Genomic DNA, 15736 nt, shown 5'->3' with positions numbered 1-15736 from the left:
AGCTTTAATGAGTAACGAGAATCAACAACAACCATCCTATAGCCCAGAGATTAAGAAAGATCGACGCATCTCTCCTCTCTGGATCTTGCCTGTTTTGACCATAGCCTTGGCGGGTTGGTTATTAGCAAAAGCCGTACATGATGCCGGTCAACGAGTGCAAATCTACTTCTCTGATGCGCAAGGATTAATAGCAGGTAGAACGACTATTCGCTATCAAGGTTTAGAGGTTGGTATGGTGCGAGACATCAATCTATCAGAAGACCTGAGTAACATTTATGTCGATGCTGATATATATCCTGAAGCAACCAAATTACTGGGTGAAGACACGAAATTTTGGTTGGTAAAACCTTCCGCGTCGCTATCTGGCATTTCTGGATTGGACGCTCTGGTATCCGGCAACTACATATCGATTTTCCCTGCTACCGAATCCGATAGCGCGAAATCCAAATACGTGGCTCTTGAGTCAGTACCTACAGAACTGGCCGTTAACGACGGGTTAACCGTTACTTTAAAGGCAAGAGACTTAGGGGGCATTTCAGTAGGCTCAAAAATCGTCTACAAAAAAATTCCAATTGGTGAAGTCTATAGCTTCAAACTTGATAATGATGCTGAAACCGTCATTATCAAAGCATCCATTCAAGACGAGTTTCGTCACATCATTACTGACAAGAGCCGCTTTTGGAATGTGAGTGGCATCGGTGCTAATGTTGGTTTTCAAGGTGTCGACATTCGTCTTGAGAGCTTGAGTGCTATTCTCGCAGGTGCCATTGCCGTAGACTCTCCCGACGGTGGTGAACCGGTAAAAGCTGGGACAGATTTTAGACTGTACAAAGATCTTAAAACCGCTGGTCGAGGTATTCCAATTCGCATTGCCCTTCCCGACAACAGCAACCTGAAGGCCAATGGCTCACCGATTATGTATCGCGGCCTTGAGATCGGTCGTATCAACAATTTGGCACTAAGCGGGGAACGAGACTCTATCATTGCTTCAGCATCTATCGAGCCAGCCTTTAGTGATATGCTCAATCAGGGCACATTGTTCTTATTGGAAGAAGCCAAAGTGTCACTGTCTGGGGTTGAAAACCTATCAAATCTGATTACTGGAAACTTTTTAACGCTCGTCCCTGGAAGTGGCGAACAAGCCCGTGACTTTGTAGCGGTTAAACAAGACGAGCTCGACCGCGTTCAAGCGAAATCTATCGCTATACGCCTACTTTCTGAGAACTCATTTGGTCTTGAGCCTGGTAGCAGCGTCCTTTATCGAGGTATTCCTGTGGGCACGTTAAATAGCGTGGAACTGGTGGACGACAAAGTGGCAATGGATATCTCCATTGATATTGAGTACAAAGATCTGATTCGCTCGCAAAACCGCTTTTTCGTAACAGGCAGTGCTACCGCTGAGTTAACTAAAGCAGGACTCAACGTTACTGTCCCACCTGCAAAACAACTTCTCACAGGCTCTATCAGTTTTGTCAGTGAAGGTTTAAAAACAGACCGTGCGGAATTTGCCTTGTTCCAGACCAAATCGTTGGCTGAGTTAGCAAAACATGACCAAACTGGTTCAATGCGCCTGACACTATTCGCTAATGAGCTTCCTCCAATCCAAGAAGGTAGTCCTGTTCTATATCGAAATATGCAGGTTGGTAGCGTATCAAACTACTCATTGACCGATGGCGGAGTCTATATTCAAACGAGCATCGATAACCAATACAAGCACCTCGTTACACCACAAACCGTATTTTGGAATCGTTCTGGCGTTGAAATTGAAGCCTCTTTATCTGGAATTAATGTTAAAGCTGCGCCACTCAAAACACTTATCGATGGTGGTATCGCATTTGATAGCATGCCGGGTATCGACAACAAAACAGGAAAGAACTGGAAACTATATCAGGACTTCAATTCAGCTCGTAAATTTGGTCAATCTATTACTCTCTATACCACGACAACGGACCAACAAGTTAGTAAAGGTATGCCGCTAAAATACCAAGGGGTAAAAGTTGGTGAAGTGATGCTTACCGTTCCAGATTTCGATAAAGAGCGTGTTGAAGTAATAGCAAGGATTCTGCCGGAATATGTCAATCAATTGGCGACATCTGGCACGTATTATTGGATGGTTAAACCGCAAATCGGTCTTAACGGTGTGAAGAATCTAAGCGCTATTGTTAGCCAATACATAGCGGTAGAACCTGGTAAAGGAAAAGCTTCTAAGGTTTTCGATCTTAACGATTTTCCTAAAGTAGAGAACGGCGTTGAGTATACACTGCAAAGTGAAACTCGCGGCTCAATTAAACCAGGAACACCAATCCTATATCGAGACATTGAAGTAGGTCGTGTCACTGACGTCGAGCTTGGCACATTCGCTGATCGTGTTATCTCCACCTTTCAAATTGATCCTCACTATGCGTATTTAGTCCGTTCCAATAGCGTGTTTTGGAATGTGTCTGGTTTAGATGTGCAAATTGGCCTCTCCGGGGCTAACATCAAGGCTGGTACGGTTGATAGCCTGATTCGAGGAGGGATTACTTTCTCTACTCCAGAAGGGAAACAGCTTCAACCTCAAGCAGAGGCTGGACAGTCGTTTTATTTAAACAAGTCTGCAGAAGAAAACTGGAAAAAATGGCGCACGCCGATCCCTACTCCTTAATCGAACAAAAGACGCCTTTCCTAAGCCCGCAAGAGCGGGCTTTTATTTGCTTTGATTACCGCTAGGTATATAATTCGCTGCTAAATAAACACAGCTATCGAAAGGCATCATTTTGCACGCCAATGTTTACCTCCCAGAAGACTTCTTAAGACATGTTGAAACGTTCCTCCCTAGCACTCTCAACATGGAAGACTTCATCGCCGCTTGTCAAAGACCCTTAAGAAAGAGTATTCGCGTTAATACCCTTAAGACTTCAATTGATGACTTTTTAAAAAAAGCGCAGACAAATGGTTGGGAATTAACGACCATCCCTTGGTGTGAAGAGGGATTTTGGATTGATGCTGACGAAAGCATCGTTCCTCTTGGCAACACCGCCGAACATATGGCCGGATTATTCTATATTCAAGAAGCCAGTTCTATGCTGCCGCCTAGTGCTTTATTTTGTGGTGATGAAAAATTTGAAGCCGTCTTGGACATGGCCGCCGCTCCCGGCTCAAAAACGACTCAGATTGCCGCATTGATGAATAACGAAGGGATATTGGTAGCGAATGAGTTTGCTGCTAGCCGCGTTAAAGTATTGCACGCCAATATCGAACGTTGTGGCGTCAGTAATGTTGCAATGAGTAACTACGATGCTCGCGTGTTTGGCGGATGGTTGCCAGAACAGTTTGATGCCATTCTCTTAGATGCACCGTGTTCAGGGGAAGGAACCGTTCGTAAAGATGCCGATGCGATGAAAAACTGGAGTTTAGCGTCTACCAAAGATATTGCTCAAACCCAAAAAGACCTGATTGAAAGTGCATTTCATGCCCTAAAAGTAGGTGGTTCTCTGGTCTATTCTACTTGTGCTTTAAGTCCAGAAGAAAACCAACAGGTTGCCCTTCATCTCACACAAACGTTTGGAGGTGCTGTTGAAATCACGTCATTGCAACAGCTGTTCCCTGATGCAGAAAAAGCGACAACACAAGAAGGGTTTCTGCACGTTTTCCCGCAAACCTACGACAGCGAAGGCTTCTTTATTGCCAAGTTTAAGAAAACAGGAACTCATCCTGCTCCAACGGTAAAGAAACGGCTCGGTAAGTTTCCTTTTCAGCCATTAACTCGAAAAGAATCAAGTGACGTTGTCACTCAACTGCAACAAACTATGAGTATTTCCGTTCCACAACACAGCACATTATGGAAGCGTGACAATGACATTTGGTTATTCCCACAAGCGCTAGAACCAATGTTGGGAGAGTTTCGTTTCTCGCGCATGGGTATCAAGATCGCGGAACAACATAAAAAAGGTTATCGCTGGCAACACCAAGTCGCAACGGCTCTGACTAATACTGATACAACCGCTGTTCCCCTATCTAAAGAGGACGCAAGAGAGTGGTTTATGGGTAGAGACGTAAGGCCTGAGGGCTTATCCGGCAAAGGTGAAGTGTTCGTTAGTTATAACGGTTTTATTATTGGTTTGGGTAAATGGGTTGGAAATAGAGTAAAGAATGGCCTTCCAAGAGAGTTGGTGCGCGACAAAAACCTGTTTTAAGCCAAATACATAGCGGTTTTAGCTAGCTAAAACCGCTGGTCACATCGCTTTTTTCCTGTTCTGTACTACACTTTAAAGGTTATCAACACATAGGCAATTAAACGCAATGGCCGTTTAAAGTAAAGATTCTAAGCACTGACGTAAAGAAGCATAGCGACGCATTCTTGAAGTCAGGTTTGTTTAAAACAGTTAGCGTAGGCTCTCCATGAGCCATTCCCCTAGGCCCAAATCAGGATCAGTTTTGGGCCTCTTTTTGGTCTGAACTTTTATCGCTAGTTTTGATTAGTCTTGAATCAAACGGATACCATCTTTATCAATACTGATCTTACCTTGCTTATATAGACCACCGATACTCTTCTTGTATGTACCTTTACTGGTTTTGAAGGTGGCAAAAATCGCTTCAGGCGTAGATTTATCGCTCAATGGTAAGAAGCCACCTTTCTTCTCTAGTAAACTTAGGATTTTTTCACTTAAATCATCCATTTTCGCAACGCCCACTTTTTGAAGCGTCAAGTCTATCTTACCATCAGAACGAACTTGCTTGATAAAGCCCTTCAACTGCTTACCGATAAATAACTTACCAAATACATCCGAAGGGAAAATCATTCCCCAGTGTTCACCATTAATGATCGCTTTGTAACCCAAGTCACTGCGTTCAGCGATGAGCAAATCAACTTGCTGGTTCTTTGTATATTGTGCAGGTGTTTTGTCTAGAATCTTGTTAAATTTCGTGGTACCAACGATACGGCCGGATGCTTTGTCGGTGTACACGTAAACAAGAATCGTTTGTCCTGCTGACAGGCGACCACGCTGTTCGCTAAAAGGAATAAGTAAGTCTTTCTCTTTAATTCCCCAACTGGCAAATGCGCCGATGCTATTTACGCCTTCAACTTTCATCAGGCCCCACTCACCAACTTGTGCAACTGGTTTTTCTGTGGTTGCAGCAATTTGGTTGTCCGCATCAAAATAGAGAAAAACATCAACAACATCACCAACCGCTACACCCTCAGGAGCGTGCTTCTTGGTTAATAAAATCGAACCGTAATCTTTTCCGTCTAAAAACCAACCAAAATCCGCTTCTTTTGTTACTTCTAGCTGGTTGATACGACCTACGTTAATCATTGTGTTTATCTCTATTGGGGTAATTGGCGCGATTATACCTGACTCGCTTTAAGATGCTAGTTTACCTTGGTTCTGATATGCTTAACGTTATCAAAGCACACGGAGAAGTTGTTTGATCACCGTCGACAAGCAAGACGCCATTACACTCAAAATTGCACACGTGATGGCCAACTCAAAAAGATTAGATTTAGATGTTTACTTATTCGTCCCGAACGAACTAGGGATGAAGTCACATTTGGTATCAGAAACAGATTTCTACTACGATTCAATTTCGCAAAAGCGAGCCTATTATAGTAATGAAACACTTCTGCCGCTCGTTCACTCGCGACTAGCAAAACGAGGACGCCTTTCTAATACTCAATACCGCGTCAGTTTGAGCCTATTCGCCTACCAATACGTTATCGCTCTCGATAAAGCTGTGGCAACCTTAAAAGAAACGGCGAAGGAAGACGTCACCGCAGATGAAATAGATGAAGTCATTGAGCTCGCTCTCGATATTCTTAAGAAGATGCGCCGTTCGATTCCTTACGAAGAAAGCCTTAAACGTCACTATGCTAACATTGATAATTACTTATCTTGGTATACCGGGCAGAAGTTTCTCGAACTCGTCGTCTATATCCCTAACGGTAAGGCATATACCCCTTTAAAAGATCGACTTATTACCATTGTCGAGAAAGAACAGGCACATCGAAATCTTAACAACTACAACTCCGAAAAGGTTCGTAAAGACCCTACTCGTCTTAGCAACAAGATGAGATTATTGCGCCGCTTGATTGAACACCCTGTAGTACTGCAAGAGAAATCAACGTCTGTCGGCAGTAATACTAAACGGGTTATCAAAGGTACTGCGACTGGACTGGTGATGTTATTTGTGACGTCCGCGGTCATATTGGCACGCGATTATTTGGGCGAGATTACCGCTTCATTTATTCTTGTTCTATCAGTTATCTATGCATTGCGTGAAGTATTTAAAGATGACCTACGCGATATTATGTGGCGCTGGATACAAAGAGGAAAACCTAAGTGGCGCAGACGTTATATCGATGCAACTACAAAGAAAGATGTAGGCAGGAAAATTGAGTGGCTGGATTATACAACGTTCGAAAAGATGCCTGATAGAATTAAGTCTATTCGTAAGAAACGCGTGGTTCAAAGAGAAGAAGAAATCTTGCACTATCGCGCACTGACCGACATGGCCACCTCAAAATTTACCAGTGGTTATGATCAAACTCGCGAAGTCATCAATATTAACTTCCGGGCGCTGACGAGATTGATGGACAAATCCAACAACCGCTTTTATAAGCTCCAAGACGGTCAAGTAGTGAAAGAATCGTTAGAAAAACGTCACTTGCTCAACCTAATTGTGAAGGAGCACAACCATGGTAACGAACCCGTTTACTATCGTTGGAAAATTGTGCTCAGCCGTTCGAAAATTGTCGATATAGAACAGATCCCTCTGTAGTACTAAAAGTTTGAGTACACACAGTTTGGTTGGCTAGGTTAGGCAGCCTTAGCTTTTAATGACAAGACCAACGAAAACTCCGCCATTGGTTCGTTGCCATGTAGTGATGGACAGATGGCGGTAATCTTTACTGGTCTGTTTACACGCTCTCCCGTTCTTATCGTCTCATCTAACATTTCATCAATAAGCTTTCCGTCAGAACATACAAATTGAACGTCAGCTTCTGGACGTTTCAAAAATTTGCCTTCGACCTCTTTGAATGCCAACGACACTTTATTACCGCGTTTTTGCGCTTTGTTCATAGCCATAAATCCGCCGGCCACATCAGCACCTACCGCAAGCACGCCAAAATACATACTGTTTAAGTGATTCTTCGTACGTCGCCTTAATGGAATATTAATTACGACCTTTTCCTCGTTCAGTTCCAATAATTTTGGACGGCATAACCAAATTAACGGCACCTTCATAAACCCGAACGCGTTAAGGTAAAAATTAGCCTTTTGTAACGGCGATAACATACGACTTCCCTCATCTATACTTGTCTGACCAGTAAACTAGAAAGCCACGAAGATGTCAAAAAATTGTTAATAAAAAGCTCCTAACTTCTTATGAAGGTAGGAGCTTTTCACTTTAAATACTGCCGTGATTAAGCTGCGGTGGAATACACGTCGATTCTACCCAGCTCAGCAATGAAGTCTTTAAGGACTGAATAGTCGTCAAGTGCCCCAATCGTTAGTAGAACCGGTTTTCTCGCTTCTTTAGAGGCGGTAACCGCTTCTTTAATTAGCTTTAGTACCGCTTCGTTTTGAGGGTCGTATAGATGAACCAGCTCTTCTTGATTAATGTCGACACCTAAGGTCAATTGAGTCAAGCTCTCAACTTTAATTACCAATCCATCGAAATACTGTAGCAAACGCTCAGACAGCAGCACTGCAGAAGGAGTGTCGCAAGCAAACAATACTTTGAGACCATTAAGGCCTCGTGGCAAGCCCTGCTCAGCGAGTCGGTCAATGATTTTAGCGGCATCACTCAAGGCGCGTACACAAGGCACAACGATTTCTACATTAATACCGTCTGCTCTCAAACGCTTTATCACTTCACATTCAAGCGCAAAGCACGCTTTATAAACGTCAGAAGCAAATCGGGAGACACCACGGAGTCCCAGACAAGGGTTAACCTCATCAGGTTCCGCGCCTCCACCTAGTAGAGCGCTCATCTCGTAGCTATTTGCATCATTGAGTTCAAGACGTACAGTGTCGTAAGAAGCAATATTCGCCGCTTTAATTGCATTCACCAACGTCTCAACAAAAAACTCTGAAGCACTTTGCTCACCTAAGATAGCATTTATTGCCTCGAGCTCTACGGTATCGAGAGAGTCAACCATTGAGGCATAGTTGGGGTGAAAGAATATCTTTTCCATAATGAGCTCAGAAATAGATACATAAAGATGGGTAGCAGGTTGCTGCTGCTCGCCAAAACTAGGCAGTACATTTCCAAGGTTCAGGTTGGTTGTTGATTCGGCTTCTTCTTGGCCAGTTTGGATAGTGTCGTACCCCATTGCTGCTCCGTGCTGTTGTTATTTGCTTTAAAGGAAAAATACCGACTCCCGCCAATGAATACAAGGGATTCCTTTTAATTAAATGTGACCACTATTTTTGTAGCACGAGGATAAAGCCAAACTTTGATTCTAATTTAACCAATGTGTGTTTTATGAAGGACGAATCAATGCAAATGATACGGTTATCTCCGGATTAGAGGTTTATTCTAACTGTCATTTCGTTTATCTTTACCGCTTCGTAATAAATTTGCAGGCTGCACCATGCCATTAAAGACAGATGAACTAAGAACACAGGCATTAGGTCCAATGCCGACTCCGTCAGAATTGAGTACGAATCACCCAATTACGGATGACGTTGCAGAGCGCATTGCTAATTCTCGCCGTCAAATTGAAAGTATTTTAAGTGGAGAAGATGATCGTCTTCTTTGCATTGTGGGCCCTTGTTCAGTCCACGATACTGAAGCTGCACTAGACTATGCTAAGCGTTTAAGTGCAATTCAAAACGAGTATAAAGACGAACTATTTATCGTCATGCGTACCTACTTTGAAAAACCACGCACTGTTGTTGGATGGAAAGGCTTAATTACGGACCCTAATCTTGATGGTTCTTATGCGCTTGAGACTGGCTTGAACAAAGCTCGTGGTTTGCTTCTAGACATCAACAAACTTGGTTTGGCTACGGCAACTGAGTTTTTAGATATGATTACCGGCCAATACATCGCCGACCTTATCACTTGGGGCGCAATTGGCGCGCGTACTACTGAGTCGCAAATTCACCGAGAAATGGCCTCAGCTTTATCTTGCCCTGTTGGTTTCAAAAACGGTACCAACGGCAGCATCAAAATTGCTATTGATGCGATTCGCGCCGCGAGAGCACAGCACTATTTCTACTCACCAGATAAACATGGTCGTATGACAGTATACCGCACCAGTGGTAACCCATTCGGTCACGTGATTCTACGTGGTGGAGACACAGGACCAAACTTCGATCAAGCGTCTATCGAGAAAGCATGCGATCAGTTAGCATCATTCGACTTGCCAGCTCGCCTAGTTGTTGACTTCAGTCACGCAAACTGCCAAAAACAACACCGTAAGCAACTCGACGTTGCGAAAGACATCGCTGGTCAAATCATCTCTGGTTCCAATAAGATTTCAGGCATCATGGCTGAGAGCTTCATAGAAGAAGGTAACCAGAGCATGGAAGATCTCCATAACCTTACTTATGGACAATCAATCACAGATCCTTGCCTTAGCTGGAATGATACCGTTCAAATGCTAGACATTCTTGCTGATGCTGTAAAACAACGTAACGAGAAGGAAGGTTAACATGCCGTCATTTGATATTGTTTCAGAAATCGACACAGTAGAACTGCGTAATGCTGTAGACAATGCAAACCGTGAACTGGCGACGCGTTTTGATTTTAGGAACGTCGAAGCATCGTTCTCTCAAAACGATGAATCCGTAAAACTTTCATGTGAAGGCGATTTCCAGCTTAAGCAAATGCGCGATATTTTGCGTGGTAACCTGACTAAGCGTGGCGTTGATGTAAACGCGATGGAATCACAAACGGCTGAACAATCAGGTAAACAATGGCACCAAACCGTATTGTTCAAGCAAGGTATCGAAACCAACGTTGCAAAGAAAATCGTGAAACTGGTAAAAGACTCGAAAATTAAAGTTCAAGTCGCGATTCAAGGTGACAAAGTCCGCGTAACAGGTAAGAAACGCGATGACCTGCAAGCAACTATGCAGTTAGTTAAGAATGGCGAACTGGGTCAACCATTCCAGTTTAATAACTTCCGCGACTAACTCGAGTTAGTCGTTTTAAATAAAAGGGCGTTAACGCCCTTTTATTTTATCTGCGCCAAGCCAATTTCCTCATCGCCCTCTTTAAGAAGCCTATGTGAGGAAGATTGCGGGTCTACAAACACTACTATACGTTCTTTGTTTGCTTTGCGTTTCTGAATGTCTTGAGAGACTTGTGCGATATCTTGAAACTCGATGCGCTCTGCGTCCCGTCGAACTAAATCAACAAATCCGAATGGACAACTCTTGTCAAAGAACACCACTTCAGCCTCTTGCATAATCCTTAGTGCTTTAATAGGCAGGAGTTCCGGGTCAACACCAAACTTGATCCACGTACAGGCATTGGAAAACTCTGTGTCACTGTTTATGAGCTGTTGATAGGCGAGCTCAAGCTCATGATTATTCTTACATTCCACTACCCTAGGTTCGTTGAAAAACAGCTCCCAGAACTTACGTCGCTCATCAACGGTAGCGAAATGCTGTTTAATATCACCACGTTTGCTTGCGGCAAAATCCGCCAGCTGAGCCGTATTCATGGGAAGTATGGACTCAAGCTTTTCACGAATACCTCTAATTAGAACTGGCGAGGCACCACCACTTGATATGGCAATTTGAACGCGGCCGCGATTGATTATCGATGGAGTAATAAAGTCGCAATACGGAGTATCATCAACGACATTTACCAAAATACCCATTTTTTTAGCATCTTTATGCACCTGATGGTTAAGTTCTGGGTTATCAGTTGTCGCCCAAACTTGCACAAAGTCCTGATGCATTAACTCAGCTTCGTAGAAACGCTTTATCCATAAACATTTACCTTGCTCGACTAAATCAGCAAGGTAAGGCTCTAGTTGAGGTGATACTATCGTTACGCGAGCCCCTGCTCTCGTTAAAGTATCCACTTTTCGGCACGCGACCTCTCCGCCCCCTACGACCAAAACTGGTCGATCTAGTAAATCCATAAACAGTGGAAAGTAACGCATAAATTTCCTTTTCTAAACGAAATAACTATTCATTCATATTCACCATTACGGTGCATATTTGTCACCGAGACATTGGTCACAAAACAATTTTTCACTGAATTTTTAATGTTTATTAGTCAAAAATTTGAACCAAAATCAATAAAACGGCCGATCATGTTAATTTAACACAAATATAACATACCACTCTCTAAAGCACCTTTTTGGTGCCAAGCTGCACTATTTACAAAATCATCACATTTCGTCATTCTAACTACTGTTTAGACGTATGTGGCAACTCAAAACACTATTTAAATTAATAATTTGAGAAATCACAAATCATTATCTACGCTTTAAACGGTCGTTACAAATTGCACCAAATCAGTTCAATTTTAACGACTTATGATGCAACACAACAATAACTAGCACATTGTATTCAGGCTGGACCTGATTTACACGGAAATAACAGGAAGGATACACAATGGCAAAGAAACTCACTCTTATTGCTTCTTTAGTAGCGGCATCTGCTGCAATGATGAGTACATCAGCATCTGCTGCTGACGGCACTCTCGACAAAGTCACTAAAGCTGGCGTTTTAACCTGTGGCGTTAGTACTGGTCTTCCAGGCTTCTCTAACCCTAACTCAAAAGGTGAGTGGGAAGGTATTGACGTAGAATACTGCCAAGCTCTTGCTGCTGCGGTATTGGGTGACAAATCCAAAGTTAAATACGTTCCATTGACTGCAAAAGAACGTTTTACTGCACTTCAATCTGGTGAGATTGATGTACTATCACGTAACACAACATGGACTCTACACCGTGACTCTGCACTAGGTCTAAACTTCGTTGGTGTTAACTACTACGATGGTCAAGGCTTTATGGTTAAGAAAGATCTAGGTCTTTCTAGCGCTAAAGAGCTTGACGGCGCGTCTGTTTGTGTTCAATCAGGTACCACTACTGAGCTGAACCTAGCTGATTACTTCCGTAACAATGGTATGGAATACAAGCCAGTAGTATTCGATACTGCAGCTCAAACGTCAAAAGGTTTCGACTCAGGTCGTTGTGATGTGTTAACAACAGACCAATCTGGTCTATATGCACTTCGTCTAAACCTTCAAGATCCAAGTTCAGCGGTCGTTCTTCCAGAGATCATTTCTAAAGAGCCTCTTGGCCCAGTAGTTCGTCAAGGCGACGACCAGTGGTTCAACATCGCTAAGTGGACACTAGCAGCAATGGTGAACGCTGAAGAATATGGCATCACGTCTAAGAATGCGGATGAAATGCTTAAATCTAAAGATCCAAACATCAAGCGTATTCTTGGTGTTGATGGTCCTAAAGGTAAAGGCCTAGGAATCCGTGATGATTGGGGCTACCAAATCATTAAACAAGTAGGTAACTACGGCGAGAGTTTTGAGCGTACAGTTGGTGAAGGTTCACCGCTTCAAATCTCACGTGGCGTAAACGCACTATGGAATGCTGGCGGCTTCATGTACGCGCCACCAATCCGCTAATAACTATTAAGTGCTCAAATAAGGGCGGTTCATCCGCCCTTTTTTTAAAAGGATTTGAGGTTATAGCTGTATGAAACCTACTACGACTCAAGTCGCACCGCAGAACAAACCTGCGAAAAGCGCAAATCTACTATACAACCCCACCTTCCGCTCTATTGTTTTCCAAGTTATCGCCGTTCTCGCTTTAGGACTCTTTTTCTATACGATCGTTAACAATGCGTTAAACAATCTAGCTGCTCGAGGTATCGCAACGGGTTTTGATTTCTTAAACCAAGAAGCGGGCTTTGGAATCGGTCTTACTCTTATCGAGTATGACGAAACCTTTTCTTATGGCCGAACCTTTTTCGTGGGGCTTTTAAACACGGCGCTAGTCTCTGTGCTAGGCATTGTGTTAGCTACTGTTCTCGGGTTTGTCATCGGTATTGCTCGACTTTCTTCTAACTGGCTAGTTAGTCGATTTGCTGCAGTGTATATCGAGATTTTCCGAAACATTCCTTTATTGTTACAGATCTTCTTCTGGTACTTTGCGGTCCTTCAAGCCTTACCTTCCGCTCGTCAAAGTATGAGCCTTGGTGAAGCTATTTTCTTAAATGTTCGCGGCCTTTACTTCCCTGCTCCAGTGTTTGGAGAAGGCAGTAGCGTGGTGATCGGCGCTTTTATACTCGGTATTATTGCGACAATCATTATTAATGTTTGGGCTAAGAACAAACAAAAGCTTACTGGTCAACAAACACCAATGTTTCGCATTGGTTTGGGTTTAATCGTTGTCCTTCCTGTTGTTGTATTTTTTGTTATGGGCATGCCTATCACGGCAGAGTACCCCGTTCTTAAAGGCTTCAACTTTAAAGGTGGTATCAGTATTATTCCTGAGCTCGCGGCTTTGACTCTTGCTTTAAGTATCTATACCGCTTCCTTCATTGCTGAAATCGTTCGTTCAGGCATTAATGCTGTAAACCACGGTCAAACCGAGGCAGCAATGTCTCTTGGATTACCTAAATCTCGCACATTAAAACTGGTCGTTATTCCTCAGGCAATGAGGATCATCATTCCACCACTCACCAGTCAATACCTTAACCTGACAAAGAACTCTTCTTTAGCTATGGCGATAGGTTACCCAGATTTAGTATCTGTGTTCGCTGGTACTACGTTAAACCAAGTTGGACAAGCCATTGAAATCATCGCAATGACTATGGCCGTTTACCTAACCTTGAGTTTGGTGACGTCTGCATTGATGAACTTGTACAACAAGAAAGTTGCATTGGTGGAGAGGTAATATGTCACAGCATCAATTTCAACCGGACCTTCCGCCTCCAGCCAATACTGTTGGTGTGGTAGGTTGGTTACGAAAGAATCTATTTAATGGCCCAGCTAACTCTCTACTAACGATTGTTTTAGGCTACTTTGCTCTCTCTCTACTTTGGTATGTGTTCGATTGGGCTATTCTCAAAGCAGATTGGGTTGGTACCACTCGCGACGCTTGTTCGAGAGAAGGTGCGTGCTGGGTGTTTATCAGCGTTCGCTGGGAACAGTTCATGTATGGCTTCTACCCTCAAGCTGAGTTATGGCGCCCTCGCCTGTTCTACGCAACACTGGCAATTTTCGTTGCTTTGCTTGCTTATGAGCGAACGCCTAAACGTTTATGGATTTGGTTGTTCTTCGTCAACATCTATCCTTTCATCGCCGCTGGCCTCTTATACGGTGGTGTGTTTGGGCTTGAAGTCGTAGAAACACATAAATGGGGTGGACTACTTGTCACACTGATCATTGCTCTTGTGGGTATTATCGTCTCTCTACCTATTGGTGTGGCGTTAGCATTAGGTCGACGTTCAGAGATGCCAATTATTCGCAGTATCTGTACTGTCTATATCGAAGTATGGCGTGGCGTTCCGCTTATCACTGTTCTGTTTATGGCGTCGGTAATGCTGCCGTTATTTTTCTCAGAGGGTGTAGAAACTGACAAGCTAATTAGAGCATTGATTGGTGTTGTCATGTTCAGTGCGGCTTATATGGCGGAAGTTATTCGTGGTGGTCTACAAGCTATTCCAAAAGGCCAATATGAAGCAGCAGACGCGCTAGGTCTTACTTATTGGAAAAAAATGGGGCTTATTGTGCTACCGCAGGCACTTAAGATTACCATTCCTTCAATCGTAAACACCTTCATCGGTTTATTTAAAGATACCAGTCTAGTACTCATCATTGGTATGTTTGATGTACTGGGTATTGGTCAAGCCGCAAACACCGACCCCGAGTGGCTTGGTTTTGCTACGGAAAGTTATGTATTTGTCGCGTTAGTGTTCTGGGTGTTCTGTTTTGGCATGTCGAGATACTCGATTTGGCTAGAGAACAAACTGCATACCGGTCACAAACGATAAACGGAAATTCGAGGACGTATTATGACGCAACAAGAAGATTACATGATCCAGTTAAAGGACATGAACAAGTGGTACGGCGAGTTTCACGTACTGAAAAATATCAACCTTGACGTTAAAAAGGGTGAAAAAATCGTAATTTGTGGCCCTTCTGGTTCAGGTAAGTCAACGATGATTCGTTGTATTAACCGATTAGAAGAGCATCAAGCAGGACACATTTTTGTCTCTGGTAACGAATTGACTGAAGACCTGAAAAACATCGAGGCAGTGCGACGTGAAGTGGGCATGTGCTTCCAACACTTTAACTTATTCCCTCACCTCACGGTGCTGGAGAACTGCACGCTTGCTCCTATTTGGGTCAAAAAGATGCCAAAAGAAGAGGCGGAAGCCATTGCGATGAAATATCTTGAGCGCGTTAAAATCCCAGATCAAGCTGACAAATATCCTGGTCAGCTATCTGGTGGACAGCAGCAACGCGTAGCTATCGCTCGCTCGTTGTGTATGAACCCGCAAGTTATGTTGTTCGACGAGCCAACGTCAGCTCTCGACCCAGAAATGGTTAGAGAAGTACTGGACGTAATGGTAGAACTCGCAGAGGAAGGCATGACCATGCTGTGTGTAACGCACGAAATGGGTTTTGCAAAAGAGGTTGCCGACCGAGTGATATTTATGGATGCCGGGGAGATAATCGAAGAGAACAATCCTGTTGATTTCTTTGAAAATCCGCAATCAGATCGAACGCAAAACTTCCTGAGTCAGATACTTCATCACTGA

At 43.4% G+C, this 15736-nt stretch carries 13 protein-coding genes; 9 read left to right on the top strand and 4 right to left on the bottom strand.

The window, feature by feature from the left end; translation table 11 throughout:
- The first annotated feature begins 7 nt into the window (after positions 1–7).
- Positions 8–2644 carry a PqiB family protein gene (locus tag HW45_RS24395; RefSeq protein ID WP_038230473.1) on the top strand — a complete coding sequence of 879 codons (2637 nt, stop codon included), beginning with the start codon at positions 8–10 and terminating at the stop codon, positions 2642–2644.
- Positions 2645–2756: 112 nt separating this feature from the next.
- Positions 2757–4175, top strand: a complete 1419-nt coding sequence (gene rsmF / locus HW45_RS24390) for a 16S rRNA (cytosine(1407)-C(5))-methyltransferase RsmF (protein ID WP_038230471.1) — start codon at positions 2757–2759, stop codon at positions 4173–4175.
- A 282-nt stretch (positions 4176–4457) separates the two neighbouring features.
- On the opposite strand, the gene HW45_RS24385 is transcribed toward rsmF, so the two are convergent.
- Positions 4458–5297 carry a CvfB family protein gene (locus tag HW45_RS24385; RefSeq protein WP_038230470.1) on the bottom strand — a complete coding sequence of 280 codons (840 nt, stop codon included), beginning with the start codon at positions 5295–5297 and terminating at the stop codon, positions 4458–4460.
- A gap of 112 nt (positions 5298–5409) precedes the next feature.
- Here HW45_RS24385 and HW45_RS24380 point away from each other — a divergent pair, with 112 nt between their 5' ends.
- Entirely contained in the window at positions 5410–6759 is a 1350-nt protein-coding gene (locus HW45_RS24380; protein WP_038230467.1) for a hypothetical protein, read from the top strand.
- Positions 6760–6797: 38 nt separating this feature from the next.
- Here HW45_RS24380 and HW45_RS24375 read toward each other — a convergent pair whose 3' ends face one another.
- Together HW45_RS24375 and HW45_RS24370 are read right to left on the bottom strand one after the other, a co-directional pair.
- Positions 6798–7277, bottom strand: coding sequence for a PaaI family thioesterase (locus HW45_RS24375; RefSeq protein ID WP_038230464.1), 480 nt, complete (start codon positions 7275–7277; stop codon positions 6798–6800).
- Positions 7278–7405: 128 nt separating this feature from the next.
- On the bottom strand, positions 7406–8317 hold the full coding sequence (locus HW45_RS24370; protein WP_038230462.1) for a putative PEP-binding protein: 912 nt from the start codon (positions 8315–8317) through the stop codon (positions 7406–7408).
- Between the two features lie 261 nt (positions 8318–8578).
- On the opposite strand from HW45_RS24370, the gene HW45_RS24365 reads away from it, so the two are divergent.
- Together HW45_RS24365 and HW45_RS24360 are read left to right on the top strand one after the other, a co-directional pair.
- Positions 8579–9643, top strand: a complete 1065-nt coding sequence (locus HW45_RS24365) for a 3-deoxy-7-phosphoheptulonate synthase (protein ID WP_038230460.1) — start codon at positions 8579–8581, stop codon at positions 9641–9643.
- 1 nt (position 9644) lies between these two features.
- A complete protein-coding gene (locus HW45_RS24360; protein ID WP_038230458.1) occupies positions 9645–10127 on the top strand; it encodes a YajQ family cyclic di-GMP-binding protein in 483 nt (160 codons plus the stop codon).
- 41 nt (positions 10128–10168) lie between these two features.
- Here HW45_RS24360 and HW45_RS24355 read toward each other — a convergent pair whose 3' ends face one another.
- Entirely contained in the window at positions 10169–11107 is a 939-nt protein-coding gene (locus HW45_RS24355) for a siroheme synthase (protein WP_038230456.1), read from the bottom strand.
- A 457-nt stretch (positions 11108–11564) separates the two neighbouring features.
- Between HW45_RS24355 and HW45_RS24350 the strand changes: the two genes are divergently transcribed.
- The 4 genes from HW45_RS24350 (at position 11565) to HW45_RS24335 (ending at position 15736) form a co-directional block, all read left to right on the top strand.
- Positions 11565–12593, top strand: a complete 1029-nt coding sequence (locus tag HW45_RS24350; protein ID WP_006074559.1) for an amino acid ABC transporter substrate-binding protein — start codon at positions 11565–11567, stop codon at positions 12591–12593.
- Between the two features lie 70 nt (positions 12594–12663).
- On the top strand, positions 12664–13866 hold the full coding sequence (locus HW45_RS24345) for an amino acid ABC transporter permease (RefSeq protein WP_038230454.1): 1203 nt from the start codon (positions 12664–12666) through the stop codon (positions 13864–13866).
- 1 nt (position 13867) lies between these two features.
- Positions 13868–14965: an amino acid ABC transporter permease gene (locus tag HW45_RS24340; RefSeq protein ID WP_038230453.1), complete on the top strand. Its 1098-nt coding sequence runs from the start codon at positions 13868–13870 to the stop codon at positions 14963–14965.
- Between the two features lie 21 nt (positions 14966–14986).
- Entirely contained in the window at positions 14987–15736 is a 750-nt protein-coding gene (locus HW45_RS24335; RefSeq protein ID WP_031496112.1) for an amino acid ABC transporter ATP-binding protein, read from the top strand.

This window comes from Vibrio sp. ER1A (genome assembly GCF_000733315.1).
In the GTDB taxonomy this organism is placed as follows: Bacteria; Pseudomonadota; Gammaproteobacteria; order Enterobacterales; family Vibrionaceae; genus Vibrio; species Vibrio mediterranei.
The sequence above is the reverse complement of the archived record's forward strand: the minus strand, read 5'-3'. Positions and strand labels throughout refer to the sequence as shown.